General features: G+C 58.3%; 16 protein-coding genes and 2 tRNA genes. 1 reads left to right on the top strand and 17 read right to left on the bottom strand.

Features of this window, described 5'->3' with window-relative positions; translation table 11 throughout:
* Positions 1-18: 18 nt before the first annotated feature.
* The 10 genes from nusA to rlmE all read right to left on the bottom strand — a co-directional run bounded on the left by nusA (position 19) and on the right by rlmE (position 8,575).
* Positions 19-1,500: a transcription termination factor NusA gene (gene nusA / locus NAV33_RS14255; RefSeq protein ID WP_255981139.1), complete on the bottom strand. Its 1,482-nt coding sequence runs from the start codon at positions 1,498-1,500 to the stop codon at positions 19-21.
* Positions 1,501-1,548: 48 nt separating this feature from the next.
* Complete coding sequence (gene rimP, locus NAV33_RS14250) at positions 1,549-2,007, bottom strand: ribosome maturation factor RimP (protein WP_255981137.1); 459 nt, start codon at positions 2,005-2,007, stop codon at positions 1,549-1,551.
* 130 nt (positions 2,008-2,137) lie between these two features.
* Positions 2,138-2,214, bottom strand: a tRNA-Met gene (locus tag NAV33_RS14245).
* Positions 2,215-2,304: 90 nt separating this feature from the next.
* Positions 2,305-2,390: transfer RNA gene (locus NAV33_RS14240), tRNA-Leu, on the bottom strand.
* 10 nt (positions 2,391-2,400) lie between these two features.
* The gene (secG, locus tag NAV33_RS14235) at positions 2,401-2,781 is read right to left on the bottom strand and encodes a preprotein translocase subunit SecG (protein WP_255981136.1); all 381 of its coding nucleotides are present in this window, start codon (positions 2,779-2,781) and stop codon (positions 2,401-2,403) included.
* Positions 2,782-2,785: 4 nt separating this feature from the next.
* Positions 2,786-3,541: a triose-phosphate isomerase gene (gene tpiA, locus NAV33_RS14230; RefSeq protein WP_255981135.1), complete on the bottom strand. Its 756-nt coding sequence runs from the start codon at positions 3,539-3,541 to the stop codon at positions 2,786-2,788.
* A gap of 66 nt (positions 3,542-3,607) precedes the next feature.
* Positions 3,608-4,945, bottom strand: coding sequence for a phosphoglucosamine mutase (glmM, locus tag NAV33_RS14225; protein WP_255981134.1), 1,338 nt, complete (start codon positions 4,943-4,945; stop codon positions 3,608-3,610).
* Between the two features lie 9 nt (positions 4,946-4,954).
* Positions 4,955-5,806, bottom strand: coding sequence for a dihydropteroate synthase (gene folP / locus NAV33_RS14220; protein WP_255981133.1), 852 nt, complete (start codon positions 5,804-5,806; stop codon positions 4,955-4,957).
* Positions 5,807-5,824: 18 nt separating this feature from the next.
* The gene (ftsH, locus tag NAV33_RS14215) at positions 5,825-7,735 is read right to left on the bottom strand and encodes an ATP-dependent zinc metalloprotease FtsH (protein ID WP_255981632.1); all 1,911 of its coding nucleotides are present in this window, start codon (positions 7,733-7,735) and stop codon (positions 5,825-5,827) included.
* 189 nt (positions 7,736-7,924) lie between these two features.
* On the bottom strand, positions 7,925-8,575 hold the full coding sequence (rlmE, locus tag NAV33_RS14210; RefSeq protein ID WP_255981131.1) for a 23S rRNA (uridine(2552)-2'-O)-methyltransferase RlmE: 651 nt from the start codon (positions 8,573-8,575) through the stop codon (positions 7,925-7,927).
* Between the two features lie 82 nt (positions 8,576-8,657).
* Between rlmE and NAV33_RS14205 the strand changes: the two genes are divergently transcribed.
* Positions 8,658-8,969 carry a YhbY family RNA-binding protein gene (locus tag NAV33_RS14205; protein WP_255981129.1) on the top strand — a complete coding sequence of 104 codons (312 nt, stop codon included), beginning with the start codon at positions 8,658-8,660 and terminating at the stop codon, positions 8,967-8,969.
* Between the two features lie 23 nt (positions 8,970-8,992).
* Here the strand turns inward: NAV33_RS14205 and NAV33_RS14200 are convergent, their stop codons facing one another.
* The 7 genes from NAV33_RS14200 to dnaK form a co-directional block, all read right to left on the bottom strand.
* Positions 8,993-9,391, bottom strand: a complete 399-nt coding sequence (locus NAV33_RS14200) for a DUF4149 domain-containing protein (RefSeq protein ID WP_255981630.1) — start codon at positions 9,389-9,391, stop codon at positions 8,993-8,995.
* 10 nt (positions 9,392-9,401) lie between these two features.
* Positions 9,402-9,878 (bottom strand): transcription elongation factor GreA, encoded by a 477-nt coding sequence (gene greA / locus NAV33_RS14195; RefSeq protein WP_255981127.1) that lies wholly within the window; start codon positions 9,876-9,878, stop codon positions 9,402-9,404.
* Positions 9,875-13,096 (bottom strand): carbamoyl-phosphate synthase large subunit, encoded by a 3,222-nt coding sequence (carB, locus tag NAV33_RS14190; protein ID WP_255981125.1) that lies wholly within the window; start codon positions 13,094-13,096, stop codon positions 9,875-9,877. Before carB ends, greA begins: the two co-directional genes overlap by 4 nt.
* A gap of 36 nt (positions 13,097-13,132) precedes the next feature.
* Complete coding sequence (gene carA, locus NAV33_RS14185; protein ID WP_255981123.1) at positions 13,133-14,281, bottom strand: glutamine-hydrolyzing carbamoyl-phosphate synthase small subunit; 1,149 nt, start codon at positions 14,279-14,281, stop codon at positions 13,133-13,135.
* A gap of 192 nt (positions 14,282-14,473) precedes the next feature.
* Positions 14,474-15,280 carry a 4-hydroxy-tetrahydrodipicolinate reductase gene (dapB, locus tag NAV33_RS14180; protein ID WP_255981121.1) on the bottom strand — a complete coding sequence of 269 codons (807 nt, stop codon included), beginning with the start codon at positions 15,278-15,280 and terminating at the stop codon, positions 14,474-14,476.
* Positions 15,281-15,358: 78 nt separating this feature from the next.
* Positions 15,359-16,486 carry a molecular chaperone DnaJ gene (dnaJ, locus tag NAV33_RS14175; RefSeq protein WP_255981119.1) on the bottom strand — a complete coding sequence of 376 codons (1,128 nt, stop codon included), beginning with the start codon at positions 16,484-16,486 and terminating at the stop codon, positions 15,359-15,361.
* Positions 16,487-16,660: 174 nt separating this feature from the next.
* Positions 16,661-18,574, bottom strand: a complete 1,914-nt coding sequence (gene dnaK / locus NAV33_RS14170) for a molecular chaperone DnaK (RefSeq protein WP_255981117.1) — start codon at positions 18,572-18,574, stop codon at positions 16,661-16,663.
* Positions 18,575-18,580: the final 6 nt, after the last annotated feature.

The following is an 18,580-nucleotide window of genomic DNA, read 5'->3' as shown; positions in this document are numbered from 1 at the left end:
CTCAGGCCGCTAAATTACTTACTCGAACCAGTGGGCTCGGGCGGCCATGATCAGCTTGCCGGCACGTTCTTGATTTATGCCGTCTATGTCGAGTAGGTCGTCAATCGACTGCTCGGCCAAGTCTTCGCGAGTAATGACACCCCGCATCGCCAACTCGACCGCCAGTTCCTTGTCCATGCCTTCCAGCTCGAGCAAATCCTCGGCCGGCTGGGCGTCTGCCAGTTTTTCTTCCGTTGCGATAGCCTTGGTCAGCAGGCGATCCTTGGCGCGGGTCCGCAGCTCATTGACGATATCTTCGTCGAAGCCTTCGATGCCGAGCATTTCCTCCATTGGGACGTAGGCGATTTCTTCGAGCGAAGTGAAACCTTCCTCGACCAGTACTTGCGCGAGTTCCTCATCGACATCCAGCTCTTCGATGAAATTGCGCAGGATGTCGCCAGTTTCTTCCTGTTGTTTGGTCTGAATATCCGCCTCGGTCATCACGTTCAGCGTCCAGCCTGTCAGCTGGCTGGCGAGGCGCACGTTCTGCCCGCCACGACCGATCGCTTGAGCCAGGTTGTCTTCGCCAACAGCGATATCCATGGCATGGGCGTCTTCGTCGACGATGATGGCAGCGACTTCCGCTGGGGCCATTGCGTTAATGACGAACTGCGCCGGATTCTCATCCCACAGCACAATGTCGACACGCTCGCCACCAATTTCTCCAGAGACGGCTTGAACCCGCGAGCCGCGCATGCCAATGCAGGCGCCTTGCGGATCGATGCGCTTGTCTTTGGAACGAACGGCAATCTTGGCGCGCGAGCCTGGATCGCGCGATGCGCCCATTACCTCGATAAGCCCTTCGGCGATTTCCGGCACTTCGATACGGAACAACTCGATCAGCATTTGCGGCGCTGTACGCGACAGAATCAGCTGCGGCCCGCGGTTCTCTGTGCGGATTTCACGAAGCAGCGCTCGCACTCGAGCGCCGACACGAAAGGTTTCGCGCGCAATGATATCTTCGCGTGCAAGCAACGCCTCGGCGTTATTGCCAAGATCAACGATGACACTGTCGCGGGTGACCTTCTTTACCGTACCGGAGATGATTTCACCCAGGCGATCGCGATAGGCCTCGACCACCTGTGCACGCTCAGCCTCACGAACCTTCTGCACGATGACTTGCTTGGCAGTTTGCGCAGCGATACGACCGAACTCGATGGATTCGATCTTTTCTTCGAGAACGTCCCCAATCTTAGCGCCGGCCTCGAGAGCCTGCTCCATGTCGACGGTCAGTTGGTGTGCCGGATCGTCGAATTCTTCTTCTTCGACAATCGTCCAACGACGGAAGGTCTCATAGCTACCATTCTGCCGATTGATTTCAACACGCAGGTCAACTTCGTCTTCGAAGCGCTTCTTGGTAGCAGTGGCCAAAGCCAGCTCCAATGCCTCGAAAATCACACCGGCCGGTACGCCTTTTTCGTTGGATACCGACTCCACCACCAGCAGTACTTCTTTGCTCATCGTACGCCTCGCCTTTCGCAATCCATTGGGGTCCGCGGGATCCGCGTTTTACTCAAAACGTGGAAGAATGTTGGTCTTGTCGATCATGTCGATCGGCAACAGATACTCGTGATCATCCACCAGCACCACCACATCCTGCTCTTCGACCCCGCGGAGAAGACCCTGGAAATTACGCCGGCCCTCGAAGGGCGAGCGCAGTTTTATTTTTACCTGTTCACCCACGTGCGCAACGTACTGTTCAAGCGTGAACAGTGGCCGATCCATACCAGGCGAAGACACCTCAAGGGTGTAATCGGAGCTGATCGGATCTTCGACGTCGAGAACACCACTGAGCTGGCGACTGACCTTTTCACAGTCATCGACAAGAATCCCGTTGGAATGATCGATGTAGACCCTCAACAAGGAATGCCGCCCCTGGGAAATGAATTCGATACCCCAGCACTGATAGCCAAGCGCCTCGACCACCGGGGCCAACAAGGCCTGCAACTGTTCTAGCTTGCTCGACATCGAAGTCCCTCGCGCATGCTGTACAAATGAAAAATGGGCGAAACGCCCATCCCTATTGATCGCCTGTAAATGCCGGCGACCTGGCTTGAAGCCAATAAAAAGCCCCTTTGTTTAGGGGCTCTTCATCAACTGGTTGCGGGGGCTGGATTTGAACCAACGACCTTCGGGTTATGAGCCCGACGAGCTACCAGACTGCTCCACCCCGCGTCAAACTGGGCACGAATTATACGACCGCACCTATCACAGGTCAACCAAAACACTAAAACAAGAAAGCCCGCATCTGCGGGCCTACTTGTTTGGTACCGAGGAGGGGACTCGAACCCCTACAGCCTATGGCCACTACCACCTCAAGGTAGCGTGTCTACCAATTCCACCACCTCGGCAAAACCTTTGCTACTGCTTCTGTATCTCCGGCACCTCGTCGGTGCTATCCGCAGACGGAGCGGACTCCAGAACAGGCACATCCTCAACCGCTGGCTTGCTGACAGGCACCTCCAGCACTGCTGGATCCGGCAAGCCAACTTGTGACATCTGATCAGCTTGCTGCGTTGCAAAGAACGCCAACCCCAGACTTGTCACAAAAAAAACGCCGGCGAGTATAGCAGTAAAACGACTAAGAAAGGTAGAGGAACCTTGACTTCCGAAAACCGTTGCCGAAGCACCCGAACCGAAAGACGCACCAGCATCCGCACCCTTGCCCTGCTGCAGTAGCACAAGCAATACCACACCAATGGCAACCAGCAGATGCACCACAATCACAACAGTCTGCAACATCTGATCAGTTCCCTGCGGCACGACAAATCGCGCCGAAATCATTCGCTTTCAGAGAGGCGCCACCGATAAGCCCCCCGTCGATATCTGCCATTCCGAAAAGCTCGGCGGCATTTTCCACCTTCACACTGCCGCCGTACAAAACACGCACGCCTTCAGCGATACGCTGATCTTTACGCGCCAACTGCTCTCGAATGGCAGCATGCACTTCCTGAGCCTGCTGCGGCGTCGCCGTAAGCCCGGAACCAATTGCCCAGACCGGCTCGTAAGCCACAACCGCCTTCTCGAAGGCTGAAATTCCAACATCAGCTATTATGCGAGCCAGCTGACGCTCTACCACTTTCAATGTCTGGCCCGCCTGGCGCTGCTCTAGTGTTTCACCAAGACACAACACCGGGATCACTCCACACTCCAGCGCCGCGGCGAATTTCTTGCTCACCACCTCGTCGCCTTCGCCCAAAATCAAGCGTCGTTCAGAGTGACCAACCAGAACCCATTCGCAACCAACATCAGCCAACTGGGAAGCAGACTGCTCACCGGTAAAAGCACCGAAGCCAGCTTCTGCTGCACAGTCTTGGCCGCCGACGGCAATCATCTCGCCGTCCAAGCCACTTACAGCTTGAGCCAAATGCAGAAAGGACGGAAAAACCACCACTTCTACTGCTGCAGGAATATCCTGCTGGCTGAGCGCCTCGATCAGCTCTGCGACGCTGGCGCGGGTACCGTTCATTTTCCAGTTACCAGCTACCAAGGGGCGACGCATGCTTTACCTCGTCGGTCAAAGTGGGCGCAGATGGTACTCAACGGAAACAAACCTGGCAAGCGGGAATCACACACAAACTTCCGTAACTACGTTCGCCAGTTCTTCGGCATAACTGCGGACCTGCTTCTCATCGTCGCCCTCGACCATAACCCTAACCAAAGGCTCGGTTCCCGACTTGCGCAACAGCACGCGACCACGTCCCGCCATGCGCTCGGTAACACTGTCACAGACTGCCTGTACCTGAGGGTGAGAAATAGGGTCACGATCGCCCACGAAACGCACATTGATCAAGACCTGCGGACACTTTTTCCAGGCCAGACGCTCCTGCGCGAGGCTCTGACCGCGACGTCTCAATGCCAGCACGACCTGAAGCGCAGCGATAATCGCATCGCCGGTAGACACGTGCTGTGCACAGACTATGTGCCCTGAGTTTTCGCCGCCAAGCACCCAGTCACGCTCAAGCATCTCTGCCATTACGTACCGGTCACCCACCTTCGCCCGAACGAACGGAATATCGCGTGCCTTCAACGCCAATTCGAGCCCCAGATTGCTCATCAGCGTCCCAACAACACCTCCAGTCAGGTAGCCACGATCCTGCAAGTCGGTGGCAATGATGTAGAGCAGTTCGTCGCCATCCACCTGTGCACCCGTGTGATCGACCATCATCACGCGATCGCCATCCCCGTCGAAGGCGATACCGAAATCCGCACCATACTCGACCACAGCTTTCTGCAGCTGCACTACATGGGTAGACCCAACGCCTGCATTGATATTGAGGCCGTCAGGCTGCGCAGCGATAACCACTACGTCCGCCCCAAGCTCGCGAAACACACTAGGGGCCACCTTGTAGGTCGCACCATGCGCACAATCGAGCACGACCTTCATACCCGAGAAGTCAGTGCTAGTCGGCACACTGCTCTTGCAAAACTCGATATAACGACCGGCCGCATCGTTGATTCGCGATGCTTTGCCAAGCTGCTCTGACTCTACGACGGTCATCGGCGCATCAAGCAGCTCCTCGATCATCAGCTCGACCTCGTCCGGCAGCTTAGTGCCACGCCCGGAAAAGAATTTAATGCCATTATCATGATGCGGATTGTGCGATGCACTGATCACGATACCCGCGTCAGCGTGAAAAGTACGTGTCAAATATGCGACCGCCGGGGTCGGCATTGGCCCGAGTAGCAACACATCAGCGCCCGCAGCGGAGAGCCCGGCTTGCAGGGCGGACTCGAACATGTATCCGGAAATGCGGGTGTCCTTACCGATCAGAATGCGGCACTTGCCGTGCTTACGAAAAGCCATCCCGGCAGCCCATCCAAGCTTGAGCATGAAGTCCGGGGTGATCGGGAACTGCCCTACATGACCGCGAATGCCATCGGTTCCAAAATACTTTTTGCTCATGGTGACTTCCTATTCTGCCGTCTGCACTGCAGCAATCATTCGAACCACATCAACCGTTTCAGCCACGTCGTGTACACGTAAAATACTAGCGCCCTTGGTCACGGCCAGCGCTGCAAGAGCCAGGCTTCCATATAAGCGATGCGCTACGTCGCGTTCGAGCGCCTGCCCGATCATGCTCTTTCGCGAAACTCCTATTAGCAATGGACGCCCCAAAGCGTGAAGCTGGTCCATATGCTTGAACAGGCTGAGGTTATGCGACAGGCTCTTGGCGAAGCCGAACCCCGGGTCCAACATAATCCGTTCTGCCGGAATGCCGGCCGAGGCACACACCCTCATCCGCTCTCGTAAGAACTCAACTACCTCGGAAGTAACATCCCGATAGCTCGGATCATTCTGCATGTCGGCCGGCTCACCGCGCATATGCATCAGACACACCGGAAGACCGCTATCGACAGCGGCGTCCAGCGCCCCATCGCGAGAGAGCGAACGAACATCATTGATCAGACCGGCACCGAGACGCGCGCATTCGCGTATTACGGCAGGTGTCGAGGTATCGACTGAGATAACCACGTCGAGCTCGCGAGCAATCGCATCAACGACCGGAGCGACGCGCTCCAACTCCTCGATCGGCGAAACGACGCGCGCGCCGGGGCGGGTCGACTCCCCTCCCACGTCGACCAGCGTCGCGCCAGCGGCAACCATCGCCGAGGCATGGCGCAACGCATCTTCGACACCAACATGCTGGCCGCCATCGGAGAACGAGTCAGGCGTAACGTTAAGAATGCCCATGACATGGGGGACGGATAAATCAAGAACCCGGCTGCCACAGGACAGCCGGGTTGGGTGCAACATTTCGGTCATTGAAAAGTAGGCCTTGGCTTAGTGCTCGCCGGCTGGACCACCGATCGGCGTCTGCGGGCGGCCGCCCTCAGGTTGTGCAGGCGTCCCGGTAGGCCCGGAACCGTCCTGCCAATCACGAGGTTCACGCGGGGTCCGGCCCGCCATGATGTCGTCGATCTGTTCGGCGTCGATGGTTTCATATTTCATCAACGTCTCGGCCATCAGATCCAACTTATCGCGATTGTCTGCGAGGATCTGCTTTGCCGTGCCGTAGCATTGGTCGATGATGCTGCGCACTTCCAGGTCAATCAGCTTTGCGGTGTCGCCGGAAACATTGGTGTGTTGACTTCCCGCGCTACGGCCTAAGAACACCTCGCCCTCTTCTTCAGCGTACATCAGCGGGCCGAGCTTCTCGGACAGGCCCCATTTGGTCACCATGTTTCGAGCCAGCTGAGTGGCACGCATAATGTCGTTCGACGCCCCGGTCGTAACACCCTCGAAGCCAAGCGTCATTTCCTCGGCGATGCGGCCGCCGAACAATGAGCATATCTGGCTGATCAAGGCACGCTTCGAAAGGCTGTAGCGATCCTCCTCGGGAAGAAACATCGTGACGCCCAACGCTCTACCCCGAGGAATGATCGAAACTTTATAAACTGGATCGTGCTCCGGCACGATGCGTCCGACGATGGCATGGCCCGCCTCATGGTAGGCCGTGTTGAGACGCTCTTTTTCGGACATGACCATCGATTTGCGCTCAGCACCCATCATGATCTTGTCTTTGGCCAGCTCGAATTCCTTCATTTCCACCACACGTTTGCCAGCTCGCGCCGCGAACAGTGAGGCTTCATTAACTAGGTTGGCCAGGTCGGCACCGGAGAAACCAGGAGTACCGCGAGCGATCAGCGCCGGCTCGACACTGTCGCCAAGCGGAACTTTGCGCATATGCACCTTGAGAATCTGCTCGCGACCACGAATGTCCGGCAGACCGACGACAACCTGACGGTCGAAGCGGCCGGGGCGCAGCAGTGCAGGGTCAAGCACGTCTGGGCGGTTAGTCGCGGCGATAACGATGATGCCATCGTTCATTTCGAAACCATCCATCTCCACCAGCAATTGGTTGAGGGTCTGCTCGCGCTCGTCGTGACCACCGCCAAGACCGGCACCGCGGTGACGACCAACCGCATCGATCTCATCGATGAAGATAATGCAGGGTGCATGCTTTTTGGCCTGCTCAAACATGTCGCGTACACGACTGGCGCCCACCCCGACGAACATTTCGACGAAGTCGGAACCAGAGATGGTAAAGAACGGAACCTTGGCCTCGCCGGCTACCGCCTTGGCCAGCAGTGTCTTACCGGTACCCGGGGAGCCCACCATCAGCACACCGCGAGGAATTCGCCCACCAAGACGCTGAAACTTGCCCGGGTCGCGAAGGAACTCGACCAGCTCAGTGACTTCTTCCTTCGCCTCGTCACAACCAGCAACATCGGCAAACGTGGTCTTCACCTGGTCCTCGGAAAGCAGACGCGCCTTACTCTTGCCGAAACTCATCGGCCCGCCCTTACCGCCGGCACCGCCCTGCATCTGCCGCATGAAGAACATGAACACAGCGATGATCACCAGGATCGGGAAGCTGGCGACCAGCAGCTGAGTCCAGATGCTCTGCTGCTCTGGCTGCTTGCCTTCGATCACAACGTCATTGTTGATCAGGTCGCCGATAAGCCCGTTGTCCTGGATGGCCGGACGAATGGTCTTGAAGGTCTCGCCGTCACTGCGCTTGCCAGTGATGACATAGCCGTCCACGGTCACGCGCTCAACCCCGCCCTCTTTTACCTGCTCGATGAAATCCGAATAGTTGAGCGTTTGCGGCTCGGCCGGGCTAGAAAAATTGTTCATCACCGTCACCAGGACCGCGGCGATGATCAACCACAGAATCAGGTTTTTTGCCATGTCGTTCAATTCACTACCCTCTGGAGCAGGCCCGCTATCGGAAGCCTGCATGACGGCCGATGGTTCGCTCGGCTTAACTTACTACACAACGTCGCTGAACGGGCAGCTTGGTCTGTAACCCGATATGAAACATGCTAGCCCGGAATCCAAGCAGTTGGCGGCTTGCAGGGATTTTTTCGTCGTCTTCAACTATGACCGCGGCGAATCCGCCTCGTTACCTTCACCCCGGTAACCGCGGGCCAAAAGATACTGCTCGCGCGAGCGATCTCTTGATGACAATGGCTTGCGCATCTGCACCTTTTCGAAATTCTGTCGTACGTCCTTCAGGTAGGCATCGAAGCCATCACCCTGAAAAACCTTGATCAGGAAATCACCACCCGGGCGCAGCACGCGCATTGCCAAGTCCAAGGCCAGCTCGCAGAGAAACATCGCTCGCGCCTGATCAGCAACCTTCACTCCACTCATATTGGGGGCCATATCGGAAATCACAAGGTCGACCTGCGTTTCGCCGATGGCCTGGAGAATTTCGGCAAACACCTCATCCTCGGTAAAGTCGCCGAGCACGAAGGTCACATCAGCGATGCTATCCATGGGCAGGATATCGGAAGCGATCAAGCGCCCCCGATCGCCGATGACACGACTGGTGACTTGAGACCAGCCTCCCGGTGCAGCGCCGAGATCGACCACGGTCATGCCCGGGCGCAGGATTCGATCCTTATCCTGAATCTCGAGCAGCTTGTAGCTCGCCCGGGAACGATAGCCGTCCCGCTGCGCCATTTTCACATACGGGTCATCGAAATGTTCTTTCAGCCAACGCGGGCTGGTCTTGGAGCGTGCCAAGCTGATACCTCATCTGTGCGGCTCAAGGCGTGTCAGTTACACTAGCCGCCGTTTTCAAGGGTTCTGACGCAAGGGTCGAATTATGCCGCTCACTAACGAGCAGAAGAAACAATACAAATCCATCGGCCATCATTTGAAGCCGGTCCTGATCGTGTCCGAAAACGGACTGACCGAGGGCGTCCAGGCCGAGTTGGAGCGCGCATTGAGCGATCACGAGCTGATCAAGGTACAGCTGCGAATAACCGAGCGCGACGATCGTCGAGCGGTGATGGAGGAGTTGTGCAAAGTCGGCGGCTGCGAACTGGTTCAGGCCATCGGCAAGATGGCGCTGGTTTATCGCAAGAACCCGAAGGTGAACAAGCAGCTCTCCAACGTACATCGCTTCCAAGGCTGAGCCATTCACAGGCTCGCCTTCGACTATCGCTCCCGCCCGGGAGCGACCTGCAACACCAGTATCAGTCCACACAGCCCCATCACCAGATAGCTGAACACCAGCCAATAGGGCGATTCGACGAGTTCAGCCCGCACAGCGAAATAGCTGGCCGCAAGCAAAAGTACCGACAGCAACAACTGACCACGCAGGTCTCGCCATAAGCTGCGAAAGCCGCTGAGCTGGATAAGCACTATAGCTTGAAGCAACACGCAGAATCCGGCAAAGCCGACCAAGAGCGGCCGCAGACTAGCCGCGATCTCTTCGATCAGCAGCGGCGCGAGGCCAATTTTTGCCAATGCTGGCAGCACGACGAACTGCAATAACCAGAGACCGCCGACCCAGAACGTCTGGGCCAGCTGCCAGCTGACCACGCCAGCGCGCATGGGTTGGCGATCAGCGATGGCGAACCTCAACTATTTCATATTCAATCAACCCGCTAGGTGTCTTTACCGCTACCACATCACCCTCTTCCTTGCCGACCAAGGCGCGGGCAATGGGTGAGCTGACCGACAACTTGCCGCGCTTGATGTCCGCCTCGTCGTCACCAACGATTTGGTACGTCACAGCTTCATCCGTTTCGACGTTGGCAATTTCCACGGTAGTACCGAAGATCACCTTGCCGGTATGCGGGATGTTGGCCACATCGATGACCTGAGCATTTTGCAGACGGCCTTCAATATCACGAATGCGCGCCTCGACCATGCCCTGCTGCTCCCGGGCGGCATGGTATTCGGCATTCTCCTTGAGATCCCCCAGCTCGCGTGCTTCGGCGATAGCCTGGGTGATCTGCGGACGCAGCTCGGTTTTGAGATGCTTGAGCTCATCTTCCAAGGCGCGAGCGCCCTGGACAGTCATTGGATACTTAGTCATGCATTGATTCCTGCGTGAAGATCCTGCAAGCGACGCACAGCCCTCTCGGGACCGAACTTCAGCGCCTCACAGATCGCCTGCCCACCAGCCAGGGTGGTGGTACAGCAAATCTTGTGCTGCAGGGCGTTACGACGGATCGAGTACGAGTCAGCAATGGACTGACGTCCTTCAGTAGTGTTGATGATCAAAGTAACTTCGTCATTCTTGATCATGTCGACAACGTGAGGACGACCTTCGGTCACCTTGTTGACTCGACGCACCGGCAATCCGGCAGCTTCGATGAGCTTGGCGGTGCCGACGGTGGCAACCACCTCGAAACCAAGCCCGATCAGATCGCGCGCCACCTGTTCGACATGCGGTTTGTCATCGTCACGCACACTAATGAACGCGCAGCCGCTGTTCGGCAAAATTTCACTAGCACCGAGCTGCGCCTTGGCGAACGCTTCGGCGAAGCTGTCACCGACCCCCATCACCTCGCCGGTGGATTTCATCTCCGGACCGAGAATTGGGTCAACGCCAGGGAACTTGGCGAACGGGAATACGGCTTCCTTGACGCTATAGAAGTTCGGAATGATTTCTTCCGTCAGCCCGACTTCGGCCAGCGTTTTGCCTGCCATAACGCGTGCCGCGATCATCGCCAGCGAAACGCCAATGCATTTAGACACGAAGGGAACGGTACGCGAGGCACGCGGGTTGACTTCGATGACGAAGATATCCTCGCCCTGCACGGCCATCTGCACGTTCATCAGGCCGACCACGCCAAGCTCCAGGGCCATCTTCTTGACCTGATCGCGAATCTCGTCCTGGATATGCGCTGGCAACGAGTAAGGCGGTAGGGAACAGGCAGAGTCGCCAGAGTGCACGCCCGCCTGTTCGATGTGCTGCATGATCGCACCGATCACCACATGCTCACCATCACACACCGCATCGATATCGACTTCGATAGCGCAATTGAGGAAATGGTCGAGCAACACTGGGCTGTCGTTGGAGACTTTGACCGCCTCACGCATATAACGACGCAGCTCTTCTTCCTGATAGACAATTTCCATCGCCCGACCACCCAGCACGTACGAAGGGCGTACCACCAGCGGATAACCAATGACCTTGGACGCGGCCAAGGCTTCCTCTTCGCTGCGCGCGGTGGCGTTCGGCGGCTGACGTAGATTAAGACGCTCAACCATCTGCTGGAAACGCTCGCGATCCTCGGCACGGTCAATGGAGTCAGGACTGGTGCCGATGATCGGCACGCCGGCCTCTTCTAGCGCACGAGCCAGCTTTAGCGGCGTCTGTCCGCCGTATTGGACAATCACGCCCTTGGGCTGCTCGACACGGACGATCTCCAAAACGTCCTCCAGCGTGACCGGCTCGAAGTACAGGCGATCCGAGGTGTCGTAATCGGTAGAGACGGTTTCCGGGTTGCAGTTGACCATGATGGTCTCGTAGCCATCATCGCGCATCGCCAGCGCCGCGTGCACGCAGCAATAGTCGAACTCGATGCCCTGGCCAATACGGTTGGGCCCACCACCAAGGATCATGATCTTGTCGCGACTCGACGGATTGGCTTCGCACTCTTCCTCGTAGGTCGAATACATGTAGGCCGTATCGGTCGCAAATTCAGCGGCGCAGGTATCGACGCGTTTGTAGACCGGTAGCACCTTCAACTTGTGGCGATGAGCGCGCAGGTTTTTTTCGGTGACGCCGAGCAGCTTGGCCAGGCGCGCATCGGAGAAGCCCTTACGCTTGAGCTTGTACATCACGTCGCGGTCGATGCTGGACAGACCCATGGTCTTGATCCGCTCTTCTTCCTTGATCAGATCTTCGATCTGCACCAGGAACCACTCATCGATACGCGTCAGGTCGAAGACTTCGGCGACGGACTTGCCAGCCCGGAACGCATCGGCCACGTACCAGATGCGATCCGCACCCGGCACGGTGAGTTCACGCTTGAGCGTGCTTTCGCTTTCCGGGTCAGCCAGATCGAGTTTCGGGTCGAAACCGGACACGCCGACTTCCAGGCCACGCAGTGCTTTCTGCACGGACTCTTGGAAGGTCCGACCGATGGCCATGACTTCACCCACAGATTTCATCTGGGTGGTCAGGCGGGCATCGGCCTTGGGAAATTTCTCGAAGGCGAAGCGTGGAATCTTGGTAACCACGTAGTCGATAGCCGGCTCGAACGATGCCGGGGTACGACCGCCAGTAATGTCGTTCTGTAGCTCATCAAGGGTATAACCGACCGCAAGCTTTGCCGCGATCTTGGCGATCGGAAAACCGGTGGCCTTGGAAGCCAGCGCCGAGGACCGCGATACGCGCGGATTCATCTCGATTACTACCATGCGACCTGTGTTCGGGCAGATACCAAACTGCACGTTGGACCCGCCAGTCTCCACGCCGATCTCACGCAGCACCGCCAGGGATGCGTTACGCAGGATCTGATATTCCTTATCGGTAAGTGTCTGTGCCGGAGCTACGGTGATGGAGTCGCCAGTGTGCACGCCCATCGGATCGAAGTTCTCGATGGCGCACACGATGATGCAGTTGTCCTTTTTGTCGCGGACAACCTCCATCTCGTATTCCTTCCAGCCGATCAGCGACTCGTCGATCAGCAGTTCGCTGGTCGGCGACAGGTCGAGACCGCGGGCGCAGATCTCCTCGAACTCTTCGCGGTTGTAGGCAATGCCGCCACCGGTGCCACCCATGGTGAACGACGGGCGGATGATGCAAGGGAAGCCGACTTTGTCGAGCACACCGTAAGCTTCGTCCATGTTGTGTGCGATGCCGGAAACCGGGCACGCCAGGCCGATGTTCTTCATCGCCTTGTCGAAGCGCGAACGGTCTTCGGCCTTGTCGATGGTGTCGGCATTGGCTCCGATCATCTCGACGCCGAACTTCTCAAGCACACCATGCTTCTCCAGATCCAGCGCGCAGTTCAGCGCGGTCTGGCCGCCCATGGTAGGCAGCAGCGCATCCGGGCGCTCCTTCTCGATGATCTTCGCGACGGTGGCCCACTTGATCGGCTCGATGTAAGTCGCATCGGCCATGGCCGGGTCGGTCATGATGGTCGCCGGGTTGGAGTTGACCAGGATGACGCGGAACCCTTCCTCACGCAGCGCCTTGCACGCCTGGGCACCGGAATAGTCGAACTCGCACGCCTGGCCGATAACGATCGGGCCGGCACCGAGGATCAGGATGCTTTTGATGTCTGTACGTTTTGGCATTTTCTTACTCTCGAATCCTTGGGTCAGTCGGCAGGCTCAGCGGCGCTTGGCCATGGCTTCGATGAAACGGTCGAACAGCGGCGCGACGTCGTGCGGGCCCGGGCTGGCTTCGGGGTGCCCCTGAAAGCTAAAAGCGACCTTGTCGGTGCGCTCGATGCCCTGCAGAGTGCCGTCGAATAGCGACTTGTGGGTCGCACGCAGATTGCTTGGTAGGCTGGCCTCGTCCACGGCGAAGCCATGGTTCTGGCTGGTGATCATCACCACCCCCGTGTCGAGGTCCTGCACTGGATGGTTCGCGCCGTGATGGCCGTTCGGCATTTTTACGGTCCTGGCGCCGGAGGCCAGGGCCAGCAACTGATGACCGAGGCAGATCCCGAACACGGGAATATCAGTTTCAAGCACTTCCTGGATCGCCTTGATCGCGTAGTCGCAGGGCTCGGGGTCACCCGGGCCGTTGGCCAGGAAGATACCGTCCGGATTCAGCGCTAGGGCTTCGCTGGCAGGCGTCTGCGCTGGTAGCACCGTGACACGGCAACCACGCGCGACCAGCATGCGCAGGATGTTGTACTTCACGCCATAGTCGAACGCGACGACGTGATACGGCAGTTCGCTGGCCGGCACTTCGGTATGGCCGTCGTCGCTCAGGCACCAGACGCCGGAGCGCCACTCGTAGCGTTCTTTAACGCTAACTTCCTTGGCCAGATCCATACCCTTGAGGCCGGGAAAGCTACGCGCCAGCTCTAGCGCTTTTTCTTCAGTCGCGTCGTTACCCGCCAGGATGCAGCCATCCTGAGCACCCTTTTCGCGAAGGATGCGAGTCAGACGACGGGTATCGATACCGGCGATGGCAACGGTGCCGTTGGCCTTGAGGTAGTCCGGCAAGGATTGCTTGTCGCGCCAGTTGCTGGAAATCAGCGGCAGGTCGCGAATCACCAGGCCAGCCGCCCAGACTTTCCACGACTCGGCATCTTCCGGAGTCGTGCCGGTGTTGCCGACATGCGGGTAGGTCAGGGTGACGATCTGCTTGGCATAGGATGGATCGGTGAGGATTTCCTGATAGCCGGTCATGGCGGTGTTAAACACCACCTCACCAATGGTTTGCCCATCGGCGCCGATGGATTCGCCGCGAAAGATGCTGCCATCGGCAAGGGCCAGAATGGCTGGCGTAGGGGCTGGCTTAGTCAAGAGACCTCCCAAAGATCAAGGCTGAAGCAGGCGCAGATTGTAAAAAAGCGGGATGACGTGTGAAGGTCATCCCGCTTTTTATTTGAGTCATTTCTGCGCAACTTTTAGTGGACACACTAAAACGGGAAGCTTACAGAAAACACCCTTTCGGGTCCAGCCGAAATCCGCCCAACAGCCAGGCGGCACTTAGTTTCAGCGCAGCCCGAGCACATCCTGCATGTCATACAGACCTGCAGGCTGCAGTTCCAGCCACAACGCAGCGCGAACCGCGCCCTTGGCGAAAGTCATGCGACTGGATGCCTTATGCGTAATCTCGACCCGCTCGCCTTCGGCCGCGAACAGCACCGTATGGTCTCCGACGACATCGCCGGCACGGACGGTAGCGAAGCCGATGGCATCCCGCTCGCGTGCCCCCGTTTGTCCCTCGCGACCATATACCGCAACCTTCTGCAGATCGCGACCGAGCGCGTCGGCCACGACTTCACCCATGCGCAGTGCAGTGCCGGATGGCGCATCGACCTTGTGCCGATGGTGCGCCTCGATGATCTCGATATCGACCTCGTCACCCAGGACTCGCGCAGCGGTGTCGAGTAACTTCAGGCACAGGTTGACGCCCACGCTGAAGTTGGCGGCAAAAACGATGGGAATGTCCTTTGCTGCCGCGGCCAACTTTTCCTTCTCTTCAACCGAGAAACCGGTCGTGCCGATCACCATCGCCTTGCCAGCACGCCGGCAGACTTCAAGATTTTTCAATGTCACTGAAGGATGGGTGAAATCGATCAGCACGTCGAACTCCTCGACGACCTTTTCAACGCTTCCAATCAGCGGCACACCGATTCTGCCGATGGCCGCAAGCTCGCCTGCGTCAGCGCCAACCAGCGTGCTGTCGGCCCGATCGATCGCGGCGGTCAATCCCGCAGCGCCGCCAGTCTGCTGTACAGCTTCGACCAGGGTTTTACCCATGCGCCCAGCGGCGCCCATTACTGCAATACGTCGCATCCAGTCAGCTCCAGGCTGCAGGCCTCAGGCCTCAGGCGAAAGCTCGAAGCCTGTCGCCTGCAGCCTGCAGCCTTCTGTTTATAAATCGCCGAAAAAGCGCTTCATCCCCTCGAACCAGCCGCTGGCCTTAGGTGAGTGGGAGCTATCGCTTTGCAGCGTTTTGCGGAACTCGTCGAGTAGCTCGCGCTGACGCTTGCCTAGATTGACCGGAGTTTCCACCGCGACACGACACAGCAGGTCACCCGCGGCACCACCACGGACAGGGGCAACGCCCTTACCGCGCAGGCGGAACTGCTTGCCGGTTTGGGTCCCCTCGGGAATCTTCAGCTTGACGCGACCATCCAGCGTCGGAACTTCCAGCTCGCCGCCCAGCGCTGCATCAGCGAAGCTGATCGGCACCTCGCAATACAAATGCTTGCCATCGCGCTGAAAAATCGGGTGCTCGCGCACGTTAACCACAACATAAAGATCGCCTGCCGGACCACCCTGAGCACCCGCTTCGCCTTCGCCGGTCAGACGGATACGGTCGCCCGTGTCGACGCCTGGCGGAACCTTGACCGAAAGCGTTTTCTGCTCCTCGACGCGCCCTTGGCCGTGACAGCTGCCACAAGGATCGGAAATCATCTTGCCGCTGCCATGGCAGCGCGGGCAGGTCTGCTGAACGGAGAAAAAGCCCTGCTGCATACGGACCTGGCCAATACCACCGCAGGTGGTACAGGTAACAGGACTGGTGCCCTTCTTGGCGCCGGAGCCATCGCAGGCCTTGCACTCGGCAAGCGTCGGCACACGGATGGTGACCGTGGTGCCGCGAACGGCCTCTTCCAGATCCAGTTCAAGCGTGTAGCGCAGGTCGCTACCGCGCTGGGCGCCACCACGTGAACTGCCGCGTCCGCCGGCAAAGAAATCGCTGAATACGTCACCGAAGATATCGGAGAAGTTGGCGTTGCCGTACGCGGCGCCCGCCCCTGCGCCCATCTGCGGATCGACGCCGGCGTGACCGTACTGATCGTAGGCCTGGCGCTTGCTCGCATCGGACAACACTTCGTAAGCCTCGTTGGCTTCCTTGAACGCGTCTTCAGCCGCTTTATCTCCGGGATTACGGTCCGGATGGTGCTTCATCGCGAGGCGGCGATAAGCCTTTTTCAGCTCCGCCTCGCTGGCGCCGCGCTCGACACCCAGCACTTCGTAATAGTCACGTTTGGCCATAAATTTCCTGAACCTTCAAATTCGTACCCTCCAGACACGCCGACGCGGGAGCAAGCCCCCGCGCGGCGATCAAGCCCGTCGCGGCATCACCGCTTCGGGTTGGAGCTAAAGGCAGCAGCGACCAGGATGGCAGCCGCGGCGCCCTCTCCACTCATGGAGGTCATAAGCCGCGGCTTACTTGTTGTCCTTGACCTCTTCAAACTCAGCGTCGACCACATCGTCGCCGGATTGCGCGTTATTGCCAGCCTGCTCGCCCTCACCGCCCTGAGGCTGCTCGGCGTACATCTTCTGTGCCAGCGGCGTGGAGGCCTGGGAAACCGCAGCGATCTTGGCTTCGATCTCGGCTTTGTCGTCGCCCTTGATGGCTACTTCCAGCTCGCCGATAGTCTTCTCGATGCTGGCCTTGTCTTCCTCGGTCGCCTTGTCGCCGGCTTCGGTCAGCATTTTGCGGGTCGCATGGACCAACTGATCGCCTTGGTTACGCGCAGTGACCAATTCTTCGAACTTGCGATCCTCCTCGGCGTTGGCCTCGGCGTCGCGCACCATCTGCTCGATTTCTTCCTCGGACAGACCCGAGTTAGCCTTGATCACGATGGACTGATGCTTGCCGGTGGCCTTGTCCTTGGCAGACACGTGCAGGATGCCGTTGGCGTCGATGTCGAACGTCACCTCAATCTGAGGCACGCCACGCGGAGCCGGCGGAATCTCGGCCAGATCGAAACGACCCAGCGATTTGTTCTGCCCAGCCTGCTTGCGCTCGCCCTGCAGCACGTGAATGGTCACGGCGCTCTGGTTGTCATCGGCAGTCGAGAACACCTGCGACTTCTTGGTCGGAATAGTGGTGTTCTTTTCAATCAGCGCGGTCATCACGCCACCCATGGTTTCGATACCCAAGGTCAGCGGGGACACGTCGAGCAGCAACACATCCTTAACGTCACCAGCCAGAACGGCGCCCTGAATGGCAGCACCCATGGCGACGGCTTCGTCCGGGTTGACGTCCTTACGCGCTTCCTTGCCGAAGAACTCGGCGACCTTCTGCTGCACCAGTGGCATACGGGTCTGACCACCGACGAGGATCACGTCGTCGATCTTGGAGACGTCGATACCGGCGTCCTTCATGGCCATGCGGCACGGCTCGATGGTGCGCTGCACCAGATCCTCGACCAGCGCTTCGAGCTTGGCACGGGAGATTTTCACGTTCAGGTGCTTCGGACCGGTCGCGTCTGCAGTGATGTATGGCAGGTTAACGTCGGTCTGCTGGCTGGAGGACAGCTCGATCTTGGCCTTCTCGGCAGCTTCCTTCAGGCGCTGCATGGCCAGCGGGTCGCCCTTGAGGTTCATGCCGGTTTCTTTCTTGAACTCGTCGACGAGATAGTCGATCAGGCGAATGTCGAAGTCTTCACCGCCGAGGAAGGTGTCACCGTTGGTGGCCAACACTTCGAACTGATGTTCGCCATCGACTTCGGCAATTTCGATTACCGACACGTCGAAGGTACCGCCACCCAGGTCATAAACGATCACGGTGTGGTCGCCCTTGGCCTTGTCCATGCCATAAGCCAGCGCAGCAGCAGTCGGCTCGTTGATGATGCGCTTGACGTCCAGACCGGCGATACGACCGGCGTCCTTGGTGGCCTGACGCTGGCTGTCGTTGAAGTACGCCGGAACGGTGATCACCGCCTCGGTCACTGGCTCGCCGAGATAGTCTTCGGCGGTCTTTTTCATCTTTTTCAGAATCTCGGCAGAGATCTGCGGCGGCGCCATCTTCTGGCCGCTCACTTCGACCCAGGCGTCACTGTTGTCCGCCTTGACGATCTTGTACGGGACCATCTGGATATCTTTCTGCACGACTTCTTCGTCGAAACGACGACCGATGAGTCGCTTCACCGCGTACAGAGTGTTGTGTGGGTTGGTCACCGCCTGGCGCTTGGCCGACTGACCGACCAGGATTTCGCCATCATTGGCATACGCAACGATTGACGGGGTGGTGCGGCCGCCTTCGGCGTTCTCGATCACCTTAGCTTTGCCATTTTCCAGAATGGAGACGCAGGAGTTGGTCGTTCCCAGGTCGATACCGATAATCTTGCCCATGTGCTT

This window comes from Stutzerimonas stutzeri (assembly GCF_024448715.1).
Lineage (GTDB): Bacteria > Pseudomonadota > Gammaproteobacteria > Pseudomonadales > Pseudomonadaceae > Stutzerimonas > Stutzerimonas stutzeri_AR.
Note: the sequence above shows the minus strand (reverse complement) of the source record. Positions and strands in the feature narration are given on the sequence as shown.